Genomic DNA, 26,012 nt, shown 5'->3' on the forward strand with positions numbered 1-26,012 from the left:
AGATGAACTTGCGGCAAGCATTTCCATATTTAGCTCTACTCTATGTTAAAGGCTTAATTCAAAACCTTATAACCTCTCCCACTCAAGCAGCGCTTAACAACTGCTTCCTGAGCCTGGTTACCGCTAAATGCACCGCCAGCTCCACCTATCACTGCACCAGCACCGGCTGCCTGAATGATGCCAGTCTTATTACCACCCGTAACCAGTCCCAGCAAGCCGCCAACTACGGCACCTGCGCCAGCACCTTTTGCTGCAGTCTCACCCATGCCAGATTGATCTTTTGCATACGCCTGGCACTCCTGCAGGTCTTTTTCATAGGCAGATTCATTAACGCCCTTCATATCCACGAGTGGGCGAACATCGGCGCCAGCACAGCCAACAGCCGCCATCAGAACCAAAGAACACAATGCAACTAGCTTATTCATATTCGTTACCTTTTTACTGAATCAATTTGAGATCAAGGGATTAATCCTCGAGACTCCTATGCCACAGACGATTTATATCATGCCGCCAAAATTGTGTCGAAAACTGAGCATTATTTTTAAAGGTCCAGACTTGTGCACCGGTGATTGGCGTTTGATGAAAGAGAATTTTTAAATCTCGATAGCGAGCACTAACCGTCGGATGTGGATGACCATAACGATTGCGGTAGCCATTTTGTGCAAAAGCTTGGTCAGGCTCCAAATTTTTGAGCAGTTCAAGTGATGAAGAGGTCTTACTTCCATGGTGTGGTGCCATAAAAATAAGTCGCTTATCGGATAACTCTTCAAGCCTAAGTTGATTAAGTCGCTCCACCATATCAGCTTCGCCCTGTTTTTCAACATCACCGGTTAACCAAAAAGAATTTTTCTGATTACGCACTTCAAGAACACAACTCATTTCATTTGGCTTTCTAGGGTACTCCCCCTCAAAAAGCGTTTCTTCATCCGGATGCCACACTATGAACTCCACATCATTCCAAATCCAGCGCTGTCCAAACCGACAAGGAATACTTGGGATTTTTCTAACTTGGAGGTTTTGAAGCAGCGGATTATTACTCGGTAGAGAACCCATCATTGAATCAAACTGTATTTGCTTTAGTAGCGTAGCAGCTCCACCGATATGATCACTATCGCTATGACTAATTACCATGCGATCTATTTGATCAATACCCCTTCCGCGCAAATAAGGCAGAATCACGCGCTGCCCGGCATCATCCCTCTTTCCTTGAATGGGTCCGGTGTCATAGAGTAGGTTCCTATTGGCAGTCTCCAGCAAGACCGCTGTGCCTTGACCAATGTCCAGAACGGTTGCCCTAAATTCACCAGCAGCTAAAGGGGAGTGATTCAAATAGTTCCACTGCGGGACAAACATAGGCATCGATAGAGACAGAGCTAAGGCACGTGATTTCCAGTGATGCTTCAATTCTCCTGGGCGGATGGCATAGATAATCCCAATGCCAGATAACAGCAAACCCCACCACTCTGGTTGTTTAGCCCAAATGATCGACCAATTCCAGCTAGCCATCCAATCTAATACAACTGCTAAATACTCCATCGCCATATGCGCAGGCAATAACAGCCACCTGCCAATAAACTCAGGTAACAATGCTCCTGCGATCGCTAGAGGAGTCACAACATAGCTCACCAAAGGAATTGCAAAGGCATTAGCCAAGGGTGACACTACGGATACTTGATAAAACCAATACAAAGTAAACGGAAGTAATGCGATAGTGACAACCGCTTGTACTCTACAAGCTTCCCGCAAAGCTTGTAGCAGACGATCAGTCCAGTGAATCTCTAACTCTTTTCCGGTAGGAATTCCTAATAGGCCACTGGAATCACTCATGGCATAAAGGATGGCTGCAACAGCGCCAAACGATAGCCAAAAACCTGGGGTATAGGGTGCCATAGGATCTATTAGCAAAACCAATGCTAATGCCCACCACCAAATATCGAATGATCTAGGATTTCTACCAGACCAAAGTGCAAATGCAACGACCCCAACCATATACATGGTTCTCTGTGCTGGAATCTGAAAACCCGCTAACCATGCGTAGACAAATGCAGTCAAAAACCCAGCACTTGCGGCCACTTTTCCGACGGGGATTAGGAGAGGCCATGAACGACGTCGCCATATAAAGGCAGCTATAGAGGCTCCAACTCCTGCCAACATCGTCACATGTAGTCCTGATATTGAAATTAAATGTCCGATACCTGTAGCATTAAATATCTGCCAGTCCTCTTGATCAATCGCATTTTGATCGCCCATTACCAAGGCAATAATTACTCCCGCATAACGAGCGTCTTCTGGTAACAGCTTTTGAATCTTTTTACGCAGGCTCCAGCGCGCTAACTCCATACGTAACTCAAATTCAGTTAACCCAATGTCTTTTGAAAGTAAGAGCTCTCCTGACCTTATCGAGCCACTGGCTCCAAAGTCTTGATGAAAGGACCAACGCTCAAAATCAAATGTATATGGGTTGAGAGACCCATAAGGTCGTTTCAGCTTTACCTTAAACCTCCAACGCTGACCCGGAACGACCTCGGGAATTACCTGCGGATTTCTCCAGGCTGGTTGCCAACTCAAATAAATACGTTTAGGAAGATGATTTACAGACTCATCAATTTCAAATGCAAATTTAGCGCCCGCAGAGTTACCCTGAGGCAGCGCAACTATACGCCCTTCTATCGTTAAGTCTTTTCCCTCCATTTCTGACGACAGAAGATTACTCAATCGATTCTCGGCATAGCGTGCGTTCCAAGCGAAGCCAAGCACAAACATTAAGGAAAGAATTGCCAATTGGTGAGGGAGGCTGGATGACTGTTTGATACAGATAAAGAGACAGCACATCGCTCCGATCAAAAAACATCCAGCAACCCAATGGATAGGAATCTTTTGTAAAAATAAAAGGAGCGATCCCCCGGCGATGAACGCCGTAATTGCTAAGCGCAAGAGTCTAAGAAGCTAGTTTGGAGTTTGCAGAATCAGCACAGAGTGCTGACCAACGGGGTAATACTTGCATGGCATTGCGCCATACTGCAGCTGAAAAATCAGCCTCATTGATTCCACGGATAGACGCTAGCATCCTAGCTATCCGAGGTAAGAACCCAGGCTCATTAAATGCAATGCCCTCCCCCCTCCCCCATGCTGGAGGGATATCGGGCGCATCAGTTTCTGTGACGATGCTATCAAGCGGTAATTCAGTTAAGAGTCTGCGAATTTGCAAAGCGCGTTCATAAGTAGCGGCACCTCCAAAACCCAACTTAAATCCTAGTTCAATAAACTGCTCGGCTTGCTGAAAGCTACCATTAAAAGCATGAGCAATCCCACTAGGAATCTTACGACGACGCAGGGATTTTAATATAGCGTCCTGTGATCGACGCACATGCAAAATGACTGGTAGCTGAAACTGTTGCGCTAGATCTAATTGCGTATTAAAAAAATATTCTTGCTTATGTGGGTCTAAGCCCTCTACAAAATAATCGAGGCCAATCTCACCAATACCAACAAATCTGGGATCAGAAAGGGATTGGGTAATTTCTTTTTCAAGAATGGAGATATCACCCTCCTGCGCTTGATTGGTATATAGAGGATGAATGCCAAGCGTATAGACTAAGCCTGGAATCTGTTGACCATATTGATTTGCAAGTGCGCGAACTGCTTCGCAATCAGCTGCTTTGACGGCCGGCAATAAAATTGCCTGAACATTGTTATCAAGCGCACTCCGAATGACCTCAGGTAAATTCTTTGCAAACTCTGGCGCATCCAGATGGCAATGGGTATCGATCCACATAGGGCGATCGCTCATTGTGAAAAAATCTTTAATACTCCGCGCTCTAAATGCAAAATACGATCACAACGTTTTGCCCGGACCGGATCATGGGTCACAATCACAAAAGCAGTGCCCTGATCGCGAGCAATATTTAACATCAAATCAAAAACACCATCTGCAGTTTCAGTATCTAAGTTACCCGTTGGCTCATCAGCCAATACACATGCAGGGTTTCCTACTAAAGCTCTTGCAACCGCTACCCGTTGGCGCTCACCACCAGATAATTCACCCGGGGTATGTAATTCACGTGCAGATAAGCCAACTGCTTTGAGCATCTTGCTGGCACGCTCCATTGACTCATCATTGCCTAAGCCACGAATACGCAAAGGTAAGGCAACGTTCTCAACAGCGCTAAATTCATCTAAGAGATGATGGAACTGATAAATAAAACCAAGGCTTTGATTGCGTAATTGATCTAATTTTTTGACAGATAGCTGATTCAGATTAGAGCCAGCCAGAACTACTGAGCCGGCACTCGGGGTATCCAGACCACCCAAGAGATGTAATAAGGTACTCTTTCCGGAGCCAGATGAACCCACAATCGCAACCTTCTCTGAAGGTGTGACATCCAAGTCAATTGCCTTAAGTACCTCTACCGCTGTTGGGCCTTGACCATAGGTCTTAGCCAAACCGCGCGCCATTAAAACTAAAGCGCCCTGATTACTCATAGCCTCATTCATATCGTAAGGCCTCCGCAGGTTGCACTTTGGCAGCACGTCGACTTGGATAGAGAGTTGCAAGTACAGACAATCCAAAAGCCATTAATCCGACTGTAACTACATCACTCAATCTAACGTCCGAAGGCAATTCACTAATAAAGTAGATCTCGCGAGGCAAGAAGCGTACACGGAAAATCGCTTCAATAGCGGGAACGATGACATCAATATTAAGTGCAATCAACAAACCCAAGCCCACGCCAGATAGAGAACCGAGTATGCCAATGGCCAGACCTTGAATTAAAAATATTCTTTGAATTAAGCCGGGACTCGCGCCCATCGTTCTCAATATTGCAATATCAGCTTGCTTCTCGTTTACAGTCATCACCAATGTAGACACAAGGTTGAATGCGGCTACCGCAATAATCAAAGTCAGAATGATGAACATCATCTTCTTTTCAGTTTGAACTGCAGCGAACCAATTGCGATTTGAGCGGGACCAATCAGTTACCCACATGGCTTGAGGCACAACAGCGGCTAACTGATTAGCTATTGCTGGTGCGCGCTGCATATCATCCACCTTGACACGCAAGCCTGATGGATCTCTGAGGCGTAGTAAAGCCGCAGCGTCTTTCCAATGCATGATGGCTAAAGAGCTGTCGTATTCATAATGACCGCTATCCACAATACCAACCACTTGAAGAGTGCGCATCCTTGGCATTGCACCAGCTGGCGTTAAATCACTTTCAGGAACGATTAAATTAATACGATCACCCACATGTGCGCCAACAAGTGCCGCTAGTTGCGCACCCAAGGCAACACCAAAGCCGCCAGGCTTGAGATCATTAATACTGCCAGCAACAAATTGCTTTGGCAGATCAGAAACCTTTCCCTCTTCGCTTGGTGAGATTCCCCGAATGGCGACACCACGCATGACATTCTCGCGACTGAGCAAGCCTTGAGAACTGACCATGGGGGCAACACCTACGATATGCGGTTGCTCAGCCACTTTAAGCGCAAGTGGCTCCCAGTTTGCCAACCCTTCTGGCGCAGTAATTTCTACATGAGAAAGAACCGACAGCATGCGATCACGAACTTCCTTTTGGAAACCATTCATGACCGAAAGCACCACAATCAAGGAGGCAACGCCTAAGGCGATACCGGCGGTCGAAATTCCGGAGATAAAGGATAAAAAGCCATCGCGCTTGCCAACCGTCTTGCGACGCTTGGATCGGGTGTAGCGTAGGCCAATTTCTAGCTCTATAGGAAGTCTCAACATAGCCACAGTTTAGTGAATTACCAAGGCAAACCAATGGAATATCTAAATGCCACCTAAAATCAGGGGAATGACTGTAAATTCTGCTACCTCCCCAGCCGCACAAACCAAGCTACGGCGCTTTACCCTGATGCTGTCAGGTGAGGACGCTTTTGACTCTGAGGAAGAGTGTGCAATGGTTGATCGCCCGGTAAAAGGGCTGCCGCATGAGTGTTATTTACTGGGCAAGCTGGTACCACTTGCCCCAGTCTTGCTTTTAGGCCAAACATCACAAGCAGTGAACCCATCAGAAGTCATCGCCTGCCTTCAGCCAGTCCATCTTCACGCCACACGTGACCATCTTATTTTGATGGGGCAAAACCAGATTGATCTGACGCAAACTGAATCTACCGAACTCCTAAAAACTGCTCTGCCATACATTGAGGAAGATTTTCAAAACCCAATTCAGTTTCAGGGACAGCATTATTGGTTTATTCCAGCAGGTCCATTTGCAAGCCTAGCTAGCTATAGCATTGATCAAGCACACGGACGTAATATTGATTGGTGGATGCCACGCGACACTAACGAAGAAGGTATCGCAAAACGCTGGCGCAAGCTCCAAAATGAAATTCAGATGCTCTGGCATATTGGCTCTGTTAATGAGGCACGAGAGCAACGCGGTATGCCGAGTATCAACTCTTTATGGATTAGTGGAGTAGGTAAATTGAGTGATGTGAAAGCGCCATTAGCAGTTCAACAATCAAATCATCTCTATGGAGCACATCCTCTACTGGCCGGATTAGCAAAGCTATACAACATTTCCCATTCGGAGGAATTGAATACTCCGGGGCCAGGATCTTTTGCATGGCTAGATCATCCTGAATCGATATGGCCAATATTGAGTACGGCATTAAACAATCAAGCATTAGATGAAGTACTGATCATTGACTTTCCCAAAGGCAAAACTCGTGAACGTCTCTATCAAGCTAAAGATCTTTCTAAAAGATCTTGGGCATTCTGGAAAAAAGTAGAGCCACTGACCTGGCAAGAAATCATTTCCTCATGAGCCTCTTTTCTCAACGCCCTTTCTCTGAGCGCACCGCTACCTGGTTACAGCAAAGTGGCCTACATCCCTTGCTGGCGAGACTATATGCAGCACGAGGTCTCGAGTCTCCTGAAGAGCTATCGCTTGACTTAAAGCAATTGCTCTCGCCAACAGAACTCAAAAATTGCATTAGTACAGCGTTACTACTAGCAGACATTCTTGAAAGAAAAGAAGCCATCCTCATCGTTGCAGACTACGACTGCGATGGTGCTACCGCTTGTGCTGTCGGCCTGCGGGGCTTACGGATGTTGGGTGGTTCAGAGACTCCCATTCAGTTTCTGGTGCCCAATCGCTTTACTATGGGATATGGTCTGACGCCCGAGGTAGTTGAGCTTGCGGCCGCACAAAATCCTAAACCTAAATATCTCATTACGGTTGATAACGGTATCGCAAGTGAATCTGGAGTAGATCGTGCCCGCGAACTAGGCATGGAGGTCATTGTTACTGATCATCATTTGCCTGGCGATCAACTTCCTAAAGCAACTGCTATTGTTAATCCCAATCAGCCTGGCTGCAGTTTTCCTAGCAAAGCGCTTGCGGGAGTTGGAGTGATGTTTTACCTATTAGTAGCCCTGCGTGCAGAGTTACGTCATCGTGGAAAATTTACGAATGAGACACAACCTAAAGTGGAGAATCTATTAGATCTTGTTGCTCTAGGCACTGTTGCCGATGTAGCGCAACTTGATCGTAATAATCGCGTACTTGTTTCTAATGGCTTAAAACGTATTCGGACCGGCATTTCTCAACCTGGAATACAAGCTTTGTTTCAAGCGGCAGGACGAGATCCCCGTAAAGCGAATACCTTTGACTTAGGCTTTGCTATTGGCCCCCGCCTCAATGCGGCTGGGCGCTTAGCTGATATGACTTTAGGCATTCGCTTGCTACTTACTGATAGTACAGATGAAGCCATGACGCTTGCGCAAGAACTTGATCGCATTAATCGCGAACGTCGCGTAATAGAAACCGGCATGCAAGAAGCGGCACTCGCACATCTTGCAGAAGATCAGCTGGCCGGAACAATGGCGCAACGTACCAGCATCTGTCTTTGGAATCCGGAGTGGCACCAAGGCGTCGTCGGAATTGTGGCCTCTCGCCTGAAGGAACGCTTTAATCGCCCAGCCATTGTTTTTGCTCCCGATGGCAATACTGGAGAAGAGTTACGTGGATCCGGTAGATCATTGACAGGATTTCATTTAAGAGATGCTCTAGATTTAGTATCTAAACGCGAGCCTGGACTCATCCTCAAGTTTGGCGGCCATGCGATGGCAGCTGGTCTAACGATTCGTAAAGATGATTTTGAAAAATTTGATGCCTGCTTTCAGGAGGTAGCGAATAGCTTATTAAATGATGAAATCCTGGAGCGCCGACACCCTCACGATGGTTCTCTACAACCCTCAGAATTCACCCCCGAAATCGGCGACCTGCTTGCCGAAGAAATCTGGGGTCAAGGCTTTCCTCAACCCGTCTTTTATGGGGAGTTTGAGGTTGCCCAGCAAAGCCTCATGAAAGAAAAACACCTGCGCTTGATGCTGCGTCCCATTGGCTCAGCTCCTGGTAATAAGCCAATTACTGCCGTTTGGTTCAACCGCACCCAAAGCCTCCCAGCCAAAGCTAAATTGGCCTACCGGCTAGTCACCGACCGCTATCAAGGACAAGCTCGTGTCCAGCTCATGGTTGAGGCACATGACGAGAGCGCTGGGACCTAAAGGTCAAGTGCAATAACCCCCTTATAATTGGGGGATGGAAGCTGAACAACTAAACACTATTTCAAATACCTTGTCCGATCTGCTCACCCGTGAGCAAGCTCTTCGGGGGTATCTTTGACTTCGAAGTAAAGTCACGCCGCCTTACTGAAGTTAACTCGATCCTGGAAGATCCCACCATTTGGGATGACCAAAAGAAAGCCCAGGCACTGGGCAAAGAAAAGAAATTGCTCGATGGCGTGGTTGCTACTCTCACCGATTTAAATACCAACATCACAAGTGCTCTTGAACTCTTTGATATGGCCAAAGAGGAGAATGATTTCGATACGATTGCTGCTATTGAGCAAGATGTTGAGACTTACAGCAAGATCATTGGTGATCTGGAGTTCCGCCGCATGTTCCACAACGAGATGGACTCATGCAATTGCTTTATTGATATTCAGGCAGGTGCAGGTGGTACTGAGGCGTGCGACTGGGCGAGCATGCTTTATCGCCAGTATCTCAAGTATTGTGAACGCAAGGGCTACAAAACAGAAATTCTAGAAGAATCCGATGGCGACGTTGCTGGCATTAAGAGCGCAACGATCAAAGTTGATGGCGAGTATGCCTATGGCCACCTCCGCTCCGAAACTGGCGTGCATCGTTTGGTACGTAAGTCACCGTTTGACTCCTCCAATGGGCGCCATACCTCCTTTGCATCCATCTATGTCTACCCAGAGATTGATGACTCTATTGAGATTGAAGTGAATCCTGCAGATATTCGTACAGATACCTACCGCGCTTCTGGTGCGGGTGGTCAGCATATTAATAAAACTGACTCCGCAGTGCGTCTCACGCATATCCCAACAGGAATTGTGGTGCAATGCCAGAACGATCGCAGTCAACACCGCAATCGCGCAGAAGCAATGACGATGCTAAAGTCACGCTTGTACGAACATGAGATGCAAAAGCGTCGCGCCGAACAAGACAAGTTAGAAGCAAGTAAAACTGATGTGGGCTGGGGTCACCAGATCCGCTCTTATGTTTTGGATCAAAGCCGCATTAAAGATTTACGTACTAACGTTGAGATCTCCAATACTCAAAAAGTTCTGGATGGGGATCTTGATGCCTTTATTGAAGCCAGCCTGAAGCAAGGCGTTTAATTAACGACAAATATGAACGACAAAACTAATCCACCAATTACCGAAGCGGTTGATGAGAACCACATCATTGCGGAGCGCCGTGAAAAACTCGCCAAGCTGCGCGAGAGTGGTATTGCCTTTCCGAATGATTTTGTTCCCACCCATTTAGCTGCTGATTTGCATACTCACTACGATAGCCTCACTAAAGAAGAGCTTGCTGCAAAGAGGGTTCATGTCAAGATTGCTGGTCGTATGGTGCTCAAGCGGGTGATGGGTAAAGTGAGTTTCGCAACCATTCAGGATCGTAGTGGTCAGATTCAGTTCTATATCAGCGATGAACTCAGTGGTGCCGATACTCATGGCGCCTTTAAGCATTGGGATATGGGTGACTTTATCTCTGCCGAAGGAAACCTCTTTAAGACCAATAAAGGTGAGCTCTCAGTGGAGTGCGGTAATTTGCGCTTATTGAGTAAGTCTTTGCGTCCATTACCAGATAAATTCCATGGCCTCTCAGATCTAGAGACTAAATATCGTCAGCGTTATGTAGATCTTATTGTTAATCCAGAGAGTCGTAATACGTTTAAAGCGCGTAGTAATGCAATTGCCTCATTACGTCGCCACATGCTTGATGCCGACTTTATGGAAGTAGAAACACCTATGCTGCATCCGATTCCCGGTGGTGCAGCAGCGAAACCCTTCATTACGCACCATAACGCACTCGATATGCAAATGTTCTTGCGTATCGCTCCTGAGCTTTACCTCAAGAGATTGGTAGTTGGGGGATTTGAGCGCGTATTTGAAATCAATCGCAACTTCCGTAATGAAGGCGTAAGTCCACGTCACAATCCCGAATTTACGATGATGGAGTTCTACGCAGCGTATACCGATTACCGTTGGCTAATGGACTTCACTGAAGGCTTGATTCGTTCGGCAGCAATGGATGCTCAAGGTACCGCAGTATTGACCCACCAAGGTCGCGAGTTAGATTTGAGCAAGCCATTCCAGCGGCTCACAATCACTGAAGCAATTCTGAAGTATTGTGGTCAATCGGGTAAGAGCTATGAAGCAGCCCAACTTGAAGACATCAACTTCATTCGCACTGAATTGAAAAAGGGTGGCGAGAATCCAGATGCCCCTACCCTTAAGAATGCTGGCATTGGTGCCTTGCAGTTAGCCCTGTTTGAGTTGGTTGCTGAAGAGCATCTCTGGGAGCCAACCTACATCATTGATTACCCAATCGAAGTCAGTCCACTCGCCAGAGAATCTGATACCCGCCCTGGCATCACTGAGCGCTTTGAGCTTTTTATCACCGGACGCGAAATCGCTAATGGTTTCTCGGAACTGAATGATGCTGAAGATCAAGCCAATCGCTTCCGCAAACAAGTAGAGCAAAAAGAAGCTGGTGATGAAGAAGCGATGTACTTTGACCATGACTTCATCCGTGCCCTAGAGTACGGTATGCCTCCAACTGGTGGTTGCGGTATCGGCATTGACCGTCTAGTAATGCTACTGACAGATGCACCAAACATTCGTGATGTGATTCTCTTTCCTCATTTGCGTCGCGAGGAAGAGTAGGGTCTTTATTAGGCTTGCCTAGATTAAAGATGCAGCAAGTTGAGAGCCTCCTGCGCGGTCATCACGCCTTCGTCAGTAGGAACAACCCAAACCTCAACAGAACTTTGTGGTGTACTAATTTTCAAAGTAAGTTCCTTGGTGGCCGCCTGATTTAGCGCTTCATCTAACTCAATGCCTAGCCATGCAAATTTCTTACACACTGAAGATCTTAGGGCTGGATCATGTTCACCAATACCTCCGCTAAATGAAATTAAATCAAGACCGCCAAGGCAGGCAATCATTGCGCCACCCTCACGCATAATTTTGTAGATAAAAAGCTCAATTGCTTCTTTAGCCAGAGGATTAGGGTCACTCTTTAATTTGCGCATATCAGCTGAGATGGTAGACACCCCAAGTAAGCCGCTCTTTCTGTAGAGAAGATCTTGCAACTGATCATGGGTATAGCCCCGCTCTACCAAATACATCAATACGCCAGCATCTAGTGAGCCGCTGCGAGTACCCATCATGAGGCCATCCAAGGCAGAGAAGCCCATTGTTGTGGCAATACTTTTTCCATCAATCGCAGCACACAAACTGGCGCCATTACCAAGGTGCGCCATCAACACTCTATCTCTAGATCTACTGGAGCTCTCAAGCAACTCCCCAACAATGTACTGATAAGAAATTCCATGAAACCCATAGCGTCTTACGCCCTGATCCGTAATCTCCTTGGGTAAAGCTAGAGAGGTTTCAAGTGGACTCATTGTTTTATGAAATGCCGTATCAAAACAGAGTACTTGCGGAATACCTGGAAATACTTGGGAAAAAGCTTTCACACCATCCAAGCTATGAGGCTGATGGAGTGGTGCCAAGGCACTCATAGCCGATAATTTTTCTAGAATGGTCTCTGTAGAAACAACCGGCTGAAAAAACTCTGAGCCTCCATGAACAATCCGATGAGAAACGGCTCTGATTGGAGGCAATCCTTTAATTTCAAGTAATAACTCTTTGAGATGCATTAAGGCAGCGATAAAGGGATCCTGATCCACATCCTCAAAATACTCAGCGTGCTGCACACCTTCGTAGGCATAACGCAGTTCTGTTTTTCCACCGGGCTCTAGACCCTCGAAACTCCCGGAGAGGATTGATGGCAGGACAGATCCTTGCTGCGTAGGATAGATTGAAAACTTGAGAGAGGAGGAGCCTGCATTAACAGTCAGAATTGCCATAAGAATAGATAGTGTGTTTGATGAAACAAATAAATTAAAACTCAGACTGCTCAAGCGCTATAGCAAAAAACACCAAACTGAGGCTAAATAAGGAAATCGATCGATATTGGGCAAGAATCATCCCTAGATGATAGCGAGATCGCCCCTCCCTAAGCCTTAAACGGGGTTTTATAAGCAAAAGTAGATAACTTATAAGAAGTAAATTGGTGATTGGGCGCTGGATAGCACCTGAATCACTCCAAGATTGAGGATAATTAGGTTTTTAGATAATTAAAATCAAGCTTTTATGGCAGCCTACAACACCGAAACCGTTCTGACCGTTCACCATTGGAATGACACGCTCTTTAGCTTTACCACCACTCGCAATAAGGGTCTGCGCTTTCGCAGTGGCCACTTTTTGATGATTGGCCTTGAGGTTGAAGGTAAGCCTTTAGTTAGGGCTTACAGCGTTGCCAGCCCAAACTATGAAGAGCATCTGGAATTTTTAAGTATTAAAGTCCAGGATGGTCCACTTACCTCACGCTTACAAAAGATTCAGGTGGGAGATCCTATTCTTGTCAGTGAAAAATCAGTCGGCACATTAGTGATCGATGATTTAAACCCCGGAAAGCATCTTTATCTATTCAGCACGGGCACTGGTCTTGCGCCATTCATGAGCATCATTCGTGACCCTGATACTTATGAGAAGTTTGAGAAAGTGGTTTTAATTCATGGTGTTCGTCTTGTCAGTGAACTAGCCTACGGCGACTACATCAAAAATGAACTGACTCAAGATGAATACCTGGGTGAATTAATTCGTGAAAAACTGATCTACTACCCAACGGTAACGAGAGAGGCGTTTAAACACACCGGGCGGCTTACTACTGCTATTGAATCTGGTCAGCTCTTTAAAGATATCGGCCTGCCTCCTTTGGATCCAGCAGTAGATAGAGCAATGATTTGTGGCAGCCCATCGATGCTCAAAGAAACCGCTGAAATGCTAGATGCCAAGGGCTTTAAGGTCTCCCCAAGCCTTGGCCAGCTTGGCGACTACGTATTTGAACGCGCCTTTGTAGAAAAGTAAGGCCCAGACTTTATAGATTCAAAAGTAGTTTAGTTATCGCCATATATTCTTTGCGAATATATAGCAGCCTTGTTACAGTATTACTAACCAATACAGATGCAAGGAGCCAAGATGTCACCCGTCAGAGAGCATTACAACCCAGCTATACAGAGTCTGCTACGGGAGCATGATCGCTTACCTCATGATCAGGTTGCCGAAAGAAAAAGTTTTCAGAGGCAAATTCTTTTCTTAATGAATGCCATTAAAACTGAGGAGTTTGAAGCTTCCTTCTCCTGATGGTTTAAGTCAAAGATAGATATAAAAAAACCGCCTCAGTGGCGGTTTTTATTTTTCTCAACAACACTCAATCAAGTTATATGAAATTCCAAATGCTTAGTCTTCTATTTGAAAGTAAACCATTTCAGCGGCTTGACTGTTGTCAGGGCAATTCGCACTCTCAGCTGCGATAAATACTTTTTCTGTAGTCGGCAAAACTGATTCGACCACAGCATCCTGTGTGTTTTCTGTTGTGTGACCCATTTAGAACCCCTTCATTTAATCTAAGTCGGCATCTTCATTCAATGAACTTAGAGAATAGAGTTCTTTTATATATCTGAAAAGAATATAGATTTCATTAGCTTATATCTATTTAAATATAAACAAAAGTAGCAAATTAAAGCCTGCATTCGCAATGAGAAGGAATAAGCAAAGTCGCTTTAAATCTCTATCAGATACAGCATGGGCCTCCAAAACACCATTAGCCAATCTCATTCCCAACCAGTACACAGGGATAGCCGGTAGGAGGTAGATGAGCCAGTCTATTCCGCCCCCCATCAAACTGGCGGCAGCAATCGCAAAGACAGAAATGCCAGAAACAAATTGGGACAACAAAGATCGCGTTCTATCAAATGCTTGATTAGTTGAATTGAGATAAAGGGCTGCTGGTGGCCCTCCTATTCCACATGAACCCAACAACAATCCAGACAAGCCCCCTGCCAGACCATCCAAAAATCTAGAGGCGTTTAATTGAATATGCGGCTTAAGGAGTAGATAGCTAGCAAAAAAGAGGATGACTCCACTCGTAGCGGACTTGAGCACAACAAGCGGTATAAATCTGCTCAACCAAATACCCAGAGGAAGAAAAATGGCTGAAAAAATTAACATATTCCAAAGACGAGATCGGTCTTCTAGATGTAGTTTCCAGTGTCTAGAAAGTAAAGCTCCCCCAAATACTTCAGCGCACATCACGATCGGAATCAAAAATGGGATTGGGAATACCCACATTAAAAGGGGCGTCATAATGAGCGCCCCACCAAACCCACTTAGCCTTCTAATGAAACCGCCAAAAAATGCCGCAAATATCAATAGGCAAATCGCGGCTAGGTTTTCAAAAATCAAACAGCCTCACTGACATCATGTTCGCCAGCAATGAGATCCCGAATTTGCCGACGAATCTCTAAATAGGCAGGGGTGTCCTCGACCATTCTGCGTGGCTCTGGAACACGAATAATTTCTTTCACCCTTCCAGGCCGACGCGTCATCACAACAATGACGTCTGAAAGATTGATCGCCTCTTCAATACTGTGGGTCACCAATACAACCGTCTTAGACTCTTCATTCAAAATACGGATCATTTCAGCTTGCATCATTCCGCGATTTTGTGCATCTAGAGCAGCAAATGGTTCATCCATTAACAAAACGGTAGGGTCAACTACAAGAGCTCTAGCAATAGATACCCGTTGACGCATACCGCCAGATAGTTGATGAGGATAGTGTCCCGTGAATTGGCTTAAGCCAACTAAAGCGGCAAAGCGAGTAACCACCTTCTCAATCTCGCTCGAGCCCATTCCTTTAATTTTTAAACCAAAAGCAATGTTGTCGTACACGGTTAACCATGGGAATAGCGCATAGTCCTGAAACACCATCGAGCGATCTGCACCAGGGCCATTTACTAAATTTCCAGCGCATTCGATTCGACCTGAGGTAGGAACCTCGAAACCCGCAATCAAGTTGAGCAAAGTCGTTTTGCCACAGCCGCTATGACCCAGTATTGAGTAAAACTCGTTCTTATTCACCTCTAAAGAAATATCGTCGAGGGCAAGTACTTCTTGCCCCTTTGAATTAAGAGATGGAAAAATCTTTTTTACTTTTTCTACTTTTAGTGCAAGCATTTTATATTTTTGATTAGATGATCAACTACGAGTTTAAGGATCTAGCCCAAGGCATGAGAGTCTTAGCGCTATAGCGAATAATGCGATCAATACAAAGACCAATTAGACCAATCGCTAACATTCCAGTCAGAATAAAGTCAGTACGCAAAACTGTTCTAGCATCATTGATGAGAAATCCAAGGCCGGAATTTGCGCCCACCAATTCTGCTGCCACTAAGGCCATCCAACCAACCCCAAGACCAATACGAATACCAGTAGTAATCTGCGGTAGAGCAGCCCTTAGGATAACGCGAGTAATGACGTTCCAATCACCAGCCCCTAAACAGCGTGCAGCGCGTATCAGACTTGGCTCCACATTCTTTACTGCATCAATGGTATTGAGCAATATAGGAAAAAAGATTCCTAAAAAGATAATGAATTGATTTTGTGTATTACCTACACCAAACCACAAGATACTCAGTGGAATCCATGCAATTGGTGGAATAGGTCTCAAAATTTCAATAATTGGATCTACTTGTTCATTGAGCCATTTAAAGCAGCCCATCATTATTCCCAGTGGGATGGCCACGCTCGCATAGCAAAAGGCGATAAATTCTCGCCTTAAGCTATCGAGTACGTGCTTCCAAAGTTCACCGGACGAACTTAACTCTATGGCACCATTTAAAACACCCGAAGGCGGCGGCAGTAGCGTTGCCTGAGTTTTATCCAAGATAAACCGGCTAGCTAACTCCCAGCTAGCCAGTAATATCGCAAGCAAAACCAAACGCCGAAGTTGGAACATAGAGCGGAGGTAATTCATTATTTTTTATACACCTTATTGTCGAATGACCAATCTTTGGTTAAGTCACCTTTTTCCGGGAATGGCTGAGGCTTAGTAGTGTTCAACGGAGTTGAATACTTTGGATACGGAATCTTATCCATAGGTGCTGACCAGTTGGCAGGCAGGAATGGAGGAAGTTTTGGAACCGTCCAGCCAAGCTTTGAGAAAGTATTGTCCATAAAACGCGCATCTACTGCAGTAATAAATGTAGATGCTGAGGTTTTATTTTGGATACGTTTATTTTCATATAGCCACTCATAAATTGGCTCATTTGCACGCCCCCAGAACAAAGGAATCGGGTAAAGGTAGGTTGGCTTATCCAGATTGTTGTACATGTTGATTTGTTCGCGCAGAATTGCAGCTGAGAAATTTTTCAGGTTCGGATCTTCTTGCATCGCCTTCACAGCATCATCCGGATTTTTTCGTATCCAAAGAGTCGCTTCAACAATTGCATCGGTAAATGCCTGCACTACGTCTGGCGCATTATCAATGACTTCTTGACGTACGTAAAATGAGGAGCCGTAGATGTTGTATGGGTAGCTATCGTTGATGATGCGCGCATTTTTACGCTCTTTCACCATAATGGTTGGCGTTGGATCCCATGGCACGACTGCATCAATACCTTTTGGCATTGCCATTTGCTCGCCTGGAGGCATATTCTTCAGAATAATATCTTTGCCAATGACAAGTCCGTGAGCTTTGGCTGCTGCCTGTATATAGAACTCAGCAGAAGAGCCTGTAACCAATCCAATGGTTGCTGGTTCTTTACGATTTTTGAAATCGTCAATCGACTTAATTTTTGAGTCGAGCGGTACTAGCATAGCGTGCATCAAATTGACGTTGATGATCGCGATGGTTTTAACAGGGACGTTTTTATCGATTAATGTAGTGAATGGGAAGTTTCCACCATTACCAAACTGGAACCGGCCAGAAATAATCACCTCGTTAATCGCAGGTCCGGATGGGAAAGCCTGAAACTTAGCCTCAATACCTCTTTTAGATAAAAGTCCTGTTTTATCCATGACTAAATTGATTGTATTTTGACCTGACCATGGCGGCTGGAAAGCAACCTGGAGTGGCCACCAGCCCTTTTCTTTTAGCCAAGCAACGGACTTAGGGGAAATTTTTTCATATGCATTTTCCGGCCAGCCATAGTTGGTAAATTTAGTGGCATCTTGCGCCATTGATAACATTGGTGCACCCGAGAGCATGGCAACAGCCAGCACTGAAAAAATACGACGTGATACGTTAAATTCTTTCATTACGATCTCCTTAATATTGGAATTACCTGCACTGATACCAAACCGCGAACATCTAATACTAACTACTGAAGCTTAACTCTATACCGCCTAATTTAGTCCTAATTCTTCTATATTCTTTTTTCATAACCAAATACTTCACCAACTCAGTAAAGGGCTGTAAAGCAGGTCCTTGCTTTGCAGCTTCTAAAGCACCATCCCGCAATCCTAAAGCCAGATTCTCAGGATAAAAAGTATGAAGACTCAATTGCTCTTTACTAATTGAGCGACCCCATTTTTTTCTTAAGCCAGGCAACGCAGGCTCAATTAATTCACCAGGTCTGCGAGAGGCGTCGTAATCAACATTAGCACGATCCATTACTTTTGCACTCGGTGTGCCAGCTAACCTTCCATAATGTCCTTTGAGATAAAGCTTAATCTCATCGGGAATCGTTTTATAGCGCTCACCCTGCATTACATTCAGAACTGCTTGAGTCACAATATATTGCGCAAATGGGCTCACCAATATGGGATAGCCTAAGTCTTCACGGACCCGAGCAGTTTCCTCAAGAATTTCTGCCTCTCGGTGGGAAATGCCCATGGTTGCTAATTGAGCGCGTAAATTGGAGATCATTCCACCCGGAATTTGGTGTTCATATAGCGCCGGATCGTAAGTCGCCTTCTCTCCACGAGCAAAGTTATCTCGCGTACAAATCCAATCAAAGTATTCATCAACTTTTTGCAAAGCAGAATGGTCCATCTTTGGAGCTCGGCCAAATTTCTGCGCACTGGCATACATATCTAATACTGAAGGTAGTGAGGCACCATTCGCTAGACAATCTGTTGCTACGTAACCATAAGCAAACCCGGCCTTAATAGCCTCCTCATATACCAACGGCGCTAAGCCAGACTGGCAATGAGAGTGTAATTTAATGGGGATACCAGCTGCTGCAGAAACTACAGCAGGAAAAAGAGTGGCGGCTCGCCCAGGAGTCAGTAGACCAGTTGGGTCTTTCACTGAAATAAAGTCGACGCCTAGTTTCACTAACTCCCGTGTACGCGCAATAAAGTAAGCATCGTCATGCACTGGGCTTAAGGCATAGGTCAACATGGCATTAATTAACATGCCATTTTTCTTGCCCGCTGCTACCGAAGATTCAATATTACGGTTGTCATTAAGGGCATCATAGACAGTGAGTACCCTTACGCCAGACTGAGCCAAGAGCTCGACATTCAGGGCAACAACATCATCTGGAAATAGCTCAAACGTATAAATACTTTGGCCACGTGTTAATGCATCCGTGGGAGTGCTTAGTTGCTTACTTAAAAACTCTATACGCTTCCAAGGATCTTCGCGCAAGAAGCGCACCATCACGTCAAATACAGCACCGCCTAAAATATTGATATAGCCGTACCCAGCCCGATCTATATCGGCTAGGGCTGGATACATATGAGGCGTAGTCATCCGCGTAGACCAAAGGCACTGATGCGCATCGCGCAGAGTGACATCAATCATTTCGAATGGTTTTTTGGTGGCCATTAAGTAAGCTCAATCACCATGAGGGGTTGACCAACTTCAATCGTTGCTCCATCGTCAACCAAGATACGAATAACCTTCCCGGTACATTCTGCAGGAATGGTATTGAGCAATTTCATTACCTCAACGATGCAGACATCCGTAGTGGGCAACACACTATCCCCCACCTCAACAAATGGTGCAGAGCTGGGGCTAGGACGACGATAGAAAGTACCAATCATTGGGCTTGTAATGGCACGCTCTGATGATGAGAGTGCCAATGAGGATGTGGGTGCAGCCGGAGCAGGAGCACTAGCGGACGTAGGCGTCACTACTTGTGGAGCAACATAAGTACTTGGAGTAAATGCGGTTTGTGCTCCTACTGAAATCTCAATTTCAAATTCATCGGTCTTATAACCAAAGGTATTGAACGTGCCCGCATCCTTAATGAGGGCAACAATTTCCTTCACCTGCTTCATTGTGAATTCAGGTGGCACCTTAACTTTAGTTGCAGCTTTTTTGACTGGAACTTTTTTGGAAGGCTTGGTCTTTACTTTCGCTTTAGAGGCGACTTTCTTTTTTGTTTGCACTGTCTCGTATTTTTAGTTAATATTTTCTCTAATGAAATTTAAAGTATCATCAGGTGAAATGCTTTAAGGGTAAACACTTAAAAATGCAAATATCTTCAAATATTCCCTAATAAATGCAAGAAAAGCTCTCCCGCATCACCCCTCCAGCTGAAATCCTGGAAGAATCCGCCAAATCCAGCATGGCGGAAAAGGTATTACTCATTCTGGAGACCATTGCCCAATCGGAGTTCCCGCTCACCCTAGAGACAATTTCTACCGGCACAGGCTTAGCCAAACCCACTGCATTTAGATTACTCAATACATTGGTTGCCCAAGGATTTATCGAACGCGACCCGAATGGCAGACGTTTTCAGCCGAGCGCAAAACTGAGAATTATGGGAATGAACATTCTTTCTGTAGATTCCGTCCGATCACAGCGTGTAGCAGTCATGAAACGTCTAGTTGAGGAAATTGGTGAAACCTGCAACTTCAATATCTTGGATGGCAATAAAGTGATGTACCTCGACCGCGTCGAAACAAGTGCACCTATTCGTCTTCACGTAGATCTTGGTATGCGCGTACCCCTGCACTGCACTGCCAGTGGAAAATTATTTCTCTCTGGTATGACTGAATTACAGGTTCGGCGCTCACTAGGAAATGAGCCATTCGAGACCTATACGCCAAAAACAATCACAAGCTACAACAAGCTATTTTCTGAACTAGAAAAAATTCGTCATGACGGCTACGCCCTTGATGAATCAGCCTTCCTAGAGGGATTCATTGGAATTGCTGTGCCCGTAATCAATTCAAAAGATAAAACATTTGCCACGATTACGGCACATGGCCCCGCATCGCGTATGCAAGAAAAATCGATTGATTTTTATGTCAAACCACTAAAGCACGCTGCAAATGATATTCAAAGCAGCCTCTCCGAAACTAGTAATTAATTGATTGGAAACTTATGACAACTCCTGTAATCATCACAGTAGCAATGACTGGCGCAATTCCTCGTAAGAAAGATTGTCCAGGACTACCAGTAACCACTAGCGAACAGATTGAAGAAACTCACAAAGCATTTGAAGCGGGAGCCACGCTTGCGCATATTCATGTCCGCAACGCAGATGAAACACCGAGTTCAGATCCTAGTTTGTATGCGGCTGTGCAAGAAGGTATTCAAAAACATTGCCCAGGAATGATTATTCAATTTTCAACTGGTGGTCGTGGACGCGATCAAACTGCTCGCGGCGGAATGTTATTTCATCGTCCTGATATGGCCTCTCTGGCAACTGGTTCTGTGAACTTTCCTAATGGTATATACGAAAATCCACCAGAATTTGTTGATGGGCTTGCAAGCGAGATGTTGAAGTATGAAATTAAGCCGGAAATAGAAATCTTTGACCTTGCCATGCTCTATAACGCGGCAAATTTGATTGAGCGTGGCCTCCTCAAAGCCCCAGCCCATGTGCAATTTGTCATGGGTATTCCCAATGCTATGCCCGCAAGACGCTCGATTCTAGAATTCCTCATTTCAGAATTAAAGGCAGTCATGCCTGATGCCACCTGGTGTGCAGCTGGAATTGCGCGCTATCAACTCCCTGTAAACGAATGGACCCTCGAATTGGGTGGCCATGTGCGAACTGGTCTTGAAGACAATACGCGCTTTGATAAAACACGGGCTGCAAAAGATAATGCTGAACTAGTAGCACGGCTTGCTGAGATTGCGCCTTCCTATAACCGAACAGTGGCAACCCCAGCGCAGGCGCGTGAAATTCTAGGATTAAGAAAGCATTAATCAGCATGTCAAATACATCTTTCGATTACATTGTTGTAGGCGGAGGCTCCTCTGGTTGTGTTTTAGCCAGCCGCCTATCTGAGGACCCTAAGAATTCTGTTTGTCTGATTGAGGCTGGACCCAAAGATCACTCCCCTTGGATTCATCTGCCGATTGGTTATGCCAAAACTATGTGGGATCCCAAGATCAATTGGAAATTTCAAACTGAACCTGATCCTGGTGTAAATAATCGACAGATTTATTGGCCCAGAGGAAAAACATTAGGTGGCTCTAGTTCAATCAATGGCTTAATTTTTATCCGTGGACAAAAGGAAGATTACGACACCTGGCGCGATCTCGGAAACCTCGGCTGGGGTTGGGATGATGTGCTGCCCTACTTTAAAAAAGCAGAAGGAAATGATCGCCTCAGCGAACCATTGCATTCGCAAAAGGGCCCCTTGAAAGCATCATCCATTCCAAAAAAGCATCCACTGGTTGAAGCATTCAAGAAGACAGCCAATGCCTTGGGAGTCCCAGAAACAGAAGATTTCAACAACTTAACTCAAGAAGGTGTTGGCTACTATCAGTTAACCACCCATAAAGGTTTTCGTTGCAGCACTGCGGTTGCTTATTTAAAGCCTGCTAAGAAACGAAATAATTTGGAAATCCTGACAGATAGTCAGGCCTGCAGGGTTATCTTTGAAAATAAAAAGGCTGTAGGAATTGAGATTTTTCGCAATGGTAGCAAGAGCATATTACGCGCCAATAAAGAAGTCATCCTGAGTACAGGCGCAATTCAGAGTCCGCAGTTATTACAACTATCAGGCGTGGGCCCAGCCAAACTCTTACAAGAATTTAACATCCCCCTTGTGCATGATTTGCCAGGTGTCGGTGAAAATCTGCAAGACCATCTGCAGCACCGGCTTATTTATGAATTAAACCAACCCATCTCAACCAATGATCAACTCTCATCTTGGTTTGGGCAACTCAAAATGGGCTTAGATTGGTTGCTCTTCCGCGGCGGCCCATTATCAATTGGCATTAATCAAGGCGGTCTTTTTACCCGCGTGATGAAGGACTCCAAAACGCCTGATATCCAATTTCACCTGGCAACACTCTCCGCAGAAATGGCTGGAGGCAAGGTTCACCCTTTCTCTGGATTCACCATGTCTGTGTGCCAACTACGTCCTGAGTCTCGGGGCCATGTTCGCATTCAGTCAGCTGATCCACTCGTGCCTCCTAAAATGTTTGCCAACTATATGTCGACACCTTACGACCGCGAAATTAGTATTGCCGCCGTTAAGTACGCTAGAAAAATTGCGCAGACTGAACCACTGCGATCTCTCATCACTCGAGAGGTAAAGCCAAATAACCCGCAGTCAGATGAAGAAATTTTGGAGTTTTGCCGCAATAATGGCGCCACGATTTTCCATCCAACTGGCACCTGCCAAATGGGTCCAGATAGCGACCCGATGGCAGTACTTGATTCTTCGTTAAGAGTAAGGGGCGTGCAAGGTCTCAGAGTGGTTGATTGCTCAGCAATGCCGACATTGCCATCAGGCAATACCAATTGGCCTGCTGTGATGCTTGCAGAAAGAGCTGCTGACCTTATCTTGGGACGCATTTAATCTCCATGCGCTGGCAACTACCATTTAGCAAGTGGCTTCCTGAATATCAGACACCAGGAACAATACGGGCAGATATTTTTGCAGGACTGACTGGCGCAATCGTTGTCATGCCTCAAGGTATTGCGTTTGCATTGCTAGCGGGTATGCCGCCTCACTATGGTCTATACGCAGCCATGATCCCTTGTCTTGTGGCGGCACTATTTGGCTCAAGTCGCTTAATGGTGACCGGTCCTGCTAATGCGATTTCCCTAACAACAATGGCTTTGATTTCTCCGTTAGCGCTCCCAGAATCAAGTCAATATGTTGGATATGTTTTAACACTCAGCTTTTTGGTGGGTGTTCTGCAACTTACCCTGGGATTTGCTAAGGCAGGAAAATGGGTTGAGCAAATTCCTCACTCTGTGATTGTTGGCTTCACTGTTGGTGCAGCAATCCTGATTATCAATAGTCAACTAGGTACCCTTCTAGGCATCAGCATCCCGAAAGGAATGGGCGTTCCAGAAACGCTTAGCGCCGTTACATCTGCACTCTTGAATAATCAATCACAAATGGCAGCTCCAGCCTTAGTACTCTTTACCTTAATTGCCATTCGACTATGGAAACCGCTAAATCGCTTTTTACCTGCCATGCTTGTCGCTGTTGTACTGGGCAGTATTGCAGCGGTTTTACTTGAAAAATTGATGCCCGGTGTTGCTACCTTTAGAAAAGTTCAAGATATACCAGGCGCATTCCCACCAATTTCTAGCCCAGATTTAAGTGGTGACACTTTACAAAAGCTATTTAGTGCAGCCCTCATCATGACACTGCTGGCATCGACCGAAGCAATGGCAATTGCACGAGCCATTGCATTAAAAACAAAAGATCAATTTAATGCCAACCAAGAATTTATTGGCCAAGGATTGGCCAATGTATGTGGATCATTTTTTTCTGCCTACCCCGCCAGCGGCTCATTCAATCGCACCGGCGTCAATCTCGCTTCAGGAGCAAAAACACCCCTTTCAGCAATTTGCGCGGCAGTTTTTCTCCTGATATTGCTCGCCTTTTTATCACCATTAGCTAAACATATCCCGTACGTAGTCATCGCAGCGCTATTACTGGTGGTTGCCTGGAACTTAATTGATATAAAACAGATTCGCCATGAATTTCAGATGGGGGCAAGGGAGTGGATACCCATGTTAATTACCGGCATTGGCACAATCACCATCCCGCTGGAATGGGCAATACTCTCTGGAATCGTCAGTTCCATACTGATCAGACACTTGAGTCAAAAGACCTAGAAAAATTAGTGCGCCTTTTGTAAATCCAATAACTTTAAGCGTTGTACTTTGCCTGACGGTCCACGTGGCAGATCTTCCATGAAGAGAATAACTTTGGGAGTTCTAAATTTACCCAACTCTTTTAAGCAAAATGAGCGCATTTCATCTTCAGAGCATGTGGCGTCTGGCTTGAGAACAATGCAGACCATAATTTCTTGTCCGTAGTTACTATCCGGAATTCCCACTGCAGCTGCATCCAATACTGCAGGATGTTTTAAAACTGCTTCATCAATTTCGCGGGGCGCAATATTTTCCCCACCCTTAATAATTAATTCTTTCAGACGCCCGGTGATGAAATAAAAACCATCGTCGTCACGCATACCCAGATCGCCAGTCTTTAGCCAGCCTTCACTATCAAAAGCTTTGACTGTTTCTGACTCCGCTTTGTAATAAGCATTAAGTACATTACCGCCACGCAGACAAATCTCACCCACAACATTGTTACCCAGAGGATTTCCTTCTGGATCGATTACTTTTGCTTCTACCCCACAAGGCTGCCCCGGACTACCATAGCGTCTACTCTCATCATGGGGGTTACAAAAGACCATCGATGCCGATTCGGTCATACCCATGCCTTCAATGACAGTAATACCAAATAAGGCTTCAAACTCACGATGATGCTCAGGGGGCAAAGGAGCGGAAGCAGATCGACCAAATCGAATGGACTGCAATTCTTGACGGCTTGGTAAAGCGCCACCACTCTTAGCAGCATTAATTAAATAGGCGATGATGGTTGGGACCATATTGATCCATGTACAGCGATACTGAATCGCTAAATTCCACCAGCTCTTCACCGAGAAAGCGTGCGGGGCTACAACCGAGCCACCGGATACAAATGGCGTGATTGTTGAAATCACCTGTCCATTGATATGATAAATCGGCAGCGAACTCAACACTGTGTCTGACTGCGTTAATGAATGCCATGCTGCCATAGAGCGAGCAGCATGTAATAAATTAGCATGAGTAAGCAATACCCCCTTGGGAGTTCCCGTTGTACCTGAGGTATACATCAAGAGCGCAGCTTGCGAAGATTGAACTGAGGGCAATGTTCCAGAAGCGCATTGCATAAACGGTCCTTCAGCCGAATCTGGATCGAGCTCAATAACCTTGAACTTTCTTTTAGTCTTTTCAAGCGCTAGAAATAAACCTACCTTCTTGTCAGGAGAGTAAAACAATACCTCGATATCGCTGTGATCTAACACCCAGGCCAGTTGATCAGTTGGCGCTAATAGATTTAAAGGTGTAATGACGCGCCCACATGCCATAGTTGCCAAAAAAACTGTGCTCGTTTGGCGCCCGTTTTGCATGAAGAGGCCAACGTGACCTTGTGCACTAATTTGCTCTTGCTCTAACCATGTTGAAAAATGGCGCGCTTCTTTTGCGAGCTGTCCATAAGTCAGGACGGCACTAATCTCTGGGGCAAATAGAAATGCTTTATCAGGTTGAACCGCTTCCCAATGCAACAGTACCTCACCCAAGCTCTTACTTAAAGCAGTCATATTCA

Annotated in this window: 24 protein-coding genes; 10 read left to right on the forward strand and 14 right to left on the reverse strand. The window is 45.4% G+C overall.

Annotated elements, in window-relative coordinates; all coding sequences use genetic code 11:
- Nucleotides 1-53 precede the first annotated feature (53 nt).
- The 5 genes from ICN17_RS00280 to ICN17_RS00300 form a co-directional block, all read right to left on the reverse strand.
- A complete protein-coding gene (locus ICN17_RS00280) occupies nucleotides 54-425 on the reverse strand; it encodes a glycine zipper family protein (RefSeq protein ID WP_216235556.1) in 372 nt (123 codons plus the stop codon).
- 40 nt (nucleotides 426-465) lie between these two features.
- The gene (locus tag ICN17_RS00285) at nucleotides 466-2,832 is read right to left on the reverse strand and encodes a DNA internalization-related competence protein ComEC/Rec2 (protein WP_216236593.1); all 2,367 of its coding nucleotides are present in this window, start codon (nucleotides 2,830-2,832) and stop codon (nucleotides 466-468) included.
- A gap of 106 nt (nucleotides 2,833-2,938) precedes the next feature.
- On the reverse strand, nucleotides 2,939-3,775 hold the full coding sequence (locus ICN17_RS00290; RefSeq protein ID WP_216236594.1) for a TatD family hydrolase: 837 nt from the start codon (nucleotides 3,773-3,775) through the stop codon (nucleotides 2,939-2,941).
- 11 nt (nucleotides 3,776-3,786) lie between these two features.
- Nucleotides 3,787-4,482 (reverse strand): ABC transporter ATP-binding protein, encoded by a 696-nt coding sequence (locus ICN17_RS00295; RefSeq protein WP_216235557.1) that lies wholly within the window; start codon nucleotides 4,480-4,482, stop codon nucleotides 3,787-3,789.
- 4 nt (nucleotides 4,483-4,486) lie between these two features.
- Nucleotides 4,487-5,749, reverse strand: a complete 1,263-nt coding sequence (locus ICN17_RS00300) for a lipoprotein-releasing ABC transporter permease subunit (protein ID WP_216235560.1) — start codon at nucleotides 5,747-5,749, stop codon at nucleotides 4,487-4,489.
- Nucleotides 5,750-5,816: 67 nt separating this feature from the next.
- Between ICN17_RS00300 and ICN17_RS00305 the strand changes: the two genes are divergently transcribed.
- The 4 genes from ICN17_RS00305 (at nucleotide 5,817) to lysS (ending at nucleotide 11,229) form a co-directional block, all read left to right on the forward strand.
- Nucleotides 5,817-6,791, forward strand: coding sequence for a hypothetical protein (locus tag ICN17_RS00305; protein ID WP_255538212.1), 975 nt, complete (start codon nucleotides 5,817-5,819; stop codon nucleotides 6,789-6,791).
- Nucleotides 6,788-8,536 (forward strand): single-stranded-DNA-specific exonuclease RecJ, encoded by a 1,749-nt coding sequence (recJ, locus tag ICN17_RS00310; RefSeq protein WP_216235563.1) that lies wholly within the window; start codon nucleotides 6,788-6,790, stop codon nucleotides 8,534-8,536. Before ICN17_RS00305 ends, recJ begins: the two co-directional genes overlap by 4 nt.
- Before the next feature lie 34 nt (nucleotides 8,537-8,570).
- Nucleotides 8,571-9,675, forward strand: a protein-coding gene (gene prfB, locus ICN17_RS00315; protein WP_216235564.1) for a peptide chain release factor 2 whose coding sequence is annotated in 2 segments (ribosomal slippage) — nucleotides 8,571-8,642 and nucleotides 8,644-9,675 — 1,104 coding nt in all. Because the reading frame shifts where the segments join, the coding sequence is not laid out codon by codon here.
- Nucleotides 9,676-9,687: 12 nt separating this feature from the next.
- Nucleotides 9,688-11,229, forward strand: coding sequence for a lysine--tRNA ligase (gene lysS / locus ICN17_RS00320; RefSeq protein ID WP_216235565.1), 1,542 nt, complete (start codon nucleotides 9,688-9,690; stop codon nucleotides 11,227-11,229).
- 23 nt (nucleotides 11,230-11,252) lie between these two features.
- Here lysS and ICN17_RS00325 read toward each other — a convergent pair whose 3' ends face one another.
- Complete coding sequence (locus tag ICN17_RS00325; RefSeq protein ID WP_216235566.1) at nucleotides 11,253-12,437, reverse strand: acetate/propionate family kinase; 1,185 nt, start codon at nucleotides 12,435-12,437, stop codon at nucleotides 11,253-11,255.
- A gap of 286 nt (nucleotides 12,438-12,723) precedes the next feature.
- Between ICN17_RS00325 and ICN17_RS00330 the strand changes: the two genes are divergently transcribed.
- Both ICN17_RS00330 and ICN17_RS00335 read left to right on the forward strand, forming a co-directional pair.
- Nucleotides 12,724-13,500 carry a ferredoxin--NADP reductase gene (locus tag ICN17_RS00330; RefSeq protein ID WP_216235567.1) on the forward strand — a complete coding sequence of 259 codons (777 nt, stop codon included), beginning with the start codon at nucleotides 12,724-12,726 and terminating at the stop codon, nucleotides 13,498-13,500.
- Nucleotides 13,501-13,611: 111 nt separating this feature from the next.
- Nucleotides 13,612-13,776, forward strand: a complete 165-nt coding sequence (locus ICN17_RS00335) for a hypothetical protein (RefSeq protein WP_201721531.1) — start codon at nucleotides 13,612-13,614, stop codon at nucleotides 13,774-13,776.
- A gap of 96 nt (nucleotides 13,777-13,872) precedes the next feature.
- Here ICN17_RS00335 and ICN17_RS00340 read toward each other — a convergent pair whose 3' ends face one another.
- From ICN17_RS00340 to accB, 7 genes are all read right to left on the reverse strand, one after another.
- A complete protein-coding gene (locus ICN17_RS00340) occupies nucleotides 13,873-14,019 on the reverse strand; it encodes a hypothetical protein (protein WP_216235568.1) in 147 nt (48 codons plus the stop codon).
- A gap of 105 nt (nucleotides 14,020-14,124) precedes the next feature.
- Nucleotides 14,125-14,877, reverse strand: a complete 753-nt coding sequence (locus ICN17_RS00345) for a sulfite exporter TauE/SafE family protein (protein WP_216235569.1) — start codon at nucleotides 14,875-14,877, stop codon at nucleotides 14,125-14,127.
- A complete protein-coding gene (locus ICN17_RS00350) occupies nucleotides 14,874-15,650 on the reverse strand; it encodes an ABC transporter ATP-binding protein (RefSeq protein ID WP_216235570.1) in 777 nt (258 codons plus the stop codon). Before ICN17_RS00350 ends, ICN17_RS00345 begins: the two co-directional genes overlap by 4 nt.
- Nucleotides 15,651-15,675: 25 nt before the next feature.
- Nucleotides 15,676-16,449, reverse strand: coding sequence for an ABC transporter permease (locus ICN17_RS00355; protein WP_087909186.1), 774 nt, complete (start codon nucleotides 16,447-16,449; stop codon nucleotides 15,676-15,678).
- The gene (locus ICN17_RS00360) at nucleotides 16,449-17,732 is read right to left on the reverse strand and encodes an ABC transporter substrate-binding protein (protein WP_216235571.1); all 1,284 of its coding nucleotides are present in this window, start codon (nucleotides 17,730-17,732) and stop codon (nucleotides 16,449-16,451) included. Before ICN17_RS00360 ends, ICN17_RS00355 begins: the two co-directional genes overlap by 1 nt.
- 58 nt (nucleotides 17,733-17,790) lie before the next feature.
- Nucleotides 17,791-19,248: a pyruvate carboxylase subunit B gene (locus ICN17_RS00365; RefSeq protein WP_216235572.1), complete on the reverse strand. Its 1,458-nt coding sequence runs from the start codon at nucleotides 19,246-19,248 to the stop codon at nucleotides 17,791-17,793.
- Nucleotides 19,248-19,814 carry an acetyl-CoA carboxylase biotin carboxyl carrier protein gene (accB, locus tag ICN17_RS00370; RefSeq protein ID WP_216235573.1) on the reverse strand — a complete coding sequence of 189 codons (567 nt, stop codon included), beginning with the start codon at nucleotides 19,812-19,814 and terminating at the stop codon, nucleotides 19,248-19,250. Before accB ends, ICN17_RS00365 begins: the two co-directional genes overlap by 1 nt.
- A gap of 113 nt (nucleotides 19,815-19,927) precedes the next feature.
- Between accB and ICN17_RS00375 the strand changes: the two genes are divergently transcribed.
- From ICN17_RS00375 to ICN17_RS00390, 4 genes are read left to right on the forward strand one after another with little or no spacing between them, the layout of a single operon-like run.
- Nucleotides 19,928-20,740 carry an IclR family transcriptional regulator gene (locus ICN17_RS00375; RefSeq protein WP_216235574.1) on the forward strand — a complete coding sequence of 271 codons (813 nt, stop codon included), beginning with the start codon at nucleotides 19,928-19,930 and terminating at the stop codon, nucleotides 20,738-20,740.
- Between the two features lie 14 nt (nucleotides 20,741-20,754).
- Entirely contained in the window at nucleotides 20,755-21,585 is an 831-nt protein-coding gene (locus ICN17_RS00380) for a 3-keto-5-aminohexanoate cleavage protein (protein ID WP_216235575.1), read from the forward strand.
- 5 nt (nucleotides 21,586-21,590) lie between these two features.
- Nucleotides 21,591-23,192, forward strand: coding sequence for a GMC family oxidoreductase (locus ICN17_RS00385; RefSeq protein ID WP_216235577.1), 1,602 nt, complete (start codon nucleotides 21,591-21,593; stop codon nucleotides 23,190-23,192).
- A gap of 5 nt (nucleotides 23,193-23,197) precedes the next feature.
- Nucleotides 23,198-24,469, forward strand: a complete 1,272-nt coding sequence (locus ICN17_RS00390) for a SulP family inorganic anion transporter (RefSeq protein WP_216235579.1) — start codon at nucleotides 23,198-23,200, stop codon at nucleotides 24,467-24,469.
- Between the two features lie 5 nt (nucleotides 24,470-24,474).
- Here ICN17_RS00390 and ICN17_RS00395 read toward each other — a convergent pair whose 3' ends face one another.
- Complete coding sequence (locus tag ICN17_RS00395) at nucleotides 24,475-26,007, reverse strand: AMP-binding protein (RefSeq protein WP_216235580.1); 1,533 nt, start codon at nucleotides 26,005-26,007, stop codon at nucleotides 24,475-24,477.
- Between the last annotated feature and the right edge of the window lie 5 nt (nucleotides 26,008-26,012).

It is taken from the genome of Polynucleobacter sp. 73C-SIWE (assembly GCF_018882465.1).
In the GTDB taxonomy this organism is placed as follows: domain Bacteria; phylum Pseudomonadota; class Gammaproteobacteria; order Burkholderiales; family Burkholderiaceae; genus Polynucleobacter.

What these genes read in the sequence shown, in the direction of transcription:
- ICN17_RS00335 (WP_201721531.1), top strand. Translation starts at nt 13,612, where the DNA reads ATGTCACCCGTCAGAGAGCATTACAACCCAGCTATACAGAGTCTGCTA.
- ICN17_RS00375 (WP_216235574.1), top strand. Translation starts at nt 19,928, where the DNA reads ATGCAAGAAAAGCTCTCCCGCATCACCCCTCCAGCTGAAATCCTGGAA.
- ICN17_RS00330 (WP_216235567.1), top strand. Translation starts at nt 12,724, where the DNA reads ATGGCAGCCTACAACACCGAAACCGTTCTGACCGTTCACCATTGGAAT.
- ICN17_RS00350 (WP_216235570.1), bottom strand. Translation starts at nt 15,650, where the DNA reads ATGCTTGCACTAAAAGTAGAAAAAGTAAAAAAGATTTTTCCATCTCTT.
- ICN17_RS00340 (WP_216235568.1), bottom strand. Translation starts at nt 14,019, where the DNA reads ATGGGTCACACAACAGAAAACACACAGGATGCTGTGGTCGAATCAGTT.
- ICN17_RS00380 (WP_216235575.1), top strand. Translation starts at nt 20,755, where the DNA reads ATGACAACTCCTGTAATCATCACAGTAGCAATGACTGGCGCAATTCCT.
- ICN17_RS00305 (WP_255538212.1), top strand. Translation starts at nt 5,817, where the DNA reads ATGACTGTAAATTCTGCTACCTCCCCAGCCGCACAAACCAAGCTACGG.
- lysS (WP_216235565.1), top strand. Translation starts at nt 9,688, where the DNA reads ATGAACGACAAAACTAATCCACCAATTACCGAAGCGGTTGATGAGAAC.
- ICN17_RS00285 (WP_216236593.1), bottom strand. Translation starts at nt 2,832, where the DNA reads ATGTGCTGTCTCTTTATCTGTATCAAACAGTCATCCAGCCTCCCTCAC.
- recJ (WP_216235563.1), top strand. Translation starts at nt 6,788, where the DNA reads ATGAGCCTCTTTTCTCAACGCCCTTTCTCTGAGCGCACCGCTACCTGG.
- ICN17_RS00385 (WP_216235577.1), top strand. Translation starts at nt 21,591, where the DNA reads ATGTCAAATACATCTTTCGATTACATTGTTGTAGGCGGAGGCTCCTCT.
- ICN17_RS00290 (WP_216236594.1), bottom strand. Translation starts at nt 3,775, where the DNA reads ATGTGGATCGATACCCATTGCCATCTGGATGCGCCAGAGTTTGCAAAG.
- ICN17_RS00390 (WP_216235579.1), top strand. Translation starts at nt 23,198, where the DNA reads ATGCGCTGGCAACTACCATTTAGCAAGTGGCTTCCTGAATATCAGACA.
- ICN17_RS00295 (WP_216235557.1), bottom strand. Translation starts at nt 4,482, where the DNA reads ATGAGTAATCAGGGCGCTTTAGTTTTAATGGCGCGCGGTTTGGCTAAG.
- ICN17_RS00355 (WP_087909186.1), bottom strand. Translation starts at nt 16,449, where the DNA reads ATGAATTACCTCCGCTCTATGTTCCAACTTCGGCGTTTGGTTTTGCTT.
- ICN17_RS00360 (WP_216235571.1), bottom strand. Translation starts at nt 17,732, where the DNA reads ATGAAAGAATTTAACGTATCACGTCGTATTTTTTCAGTGCTGGCTGTT.
- ICN17_RS00280 (WP_216235556.1), bottom strand. Translation starts at nt 425, where the DNA reads ATGAATAAGCTAGTTGCATTGTGTTCTTTGGTTCTGATGGCGGCTGTT.
- ICN17_RS00325 (WP_216235566.1), bottom strand. Translation starts at nt 12,437, where the DNA reads ATGGCAATTCTGACTGTTAATGCAGGCTCCTCCTCTCTCAAGTTTTCA.
- ICN17_RS00300 (WP_216235560.1), bottom strand. Translation starts at nt 5,749, where the DNA reads ATGTTGAGACTTCCTATAGAGCTAGAAATTGGCCTACGCTACACCCGA.
- ICN17_RS00395 (WP_216235580.1), bottom strand. Translation starts at nt 26,007, where the DNA reads ATGACTGCTTTAAGTAAGAGCTTGGGTGAGGTACTGTTGCATTGGGAA.
- ICN17_RS00365 (WP_216235572.1), bottom strand. Translation starts at nt 19,248, where the DNA reads ATGGCCACCAAAAAACCATTCGAAATGATTGATGTCACTCTGCGCGAT.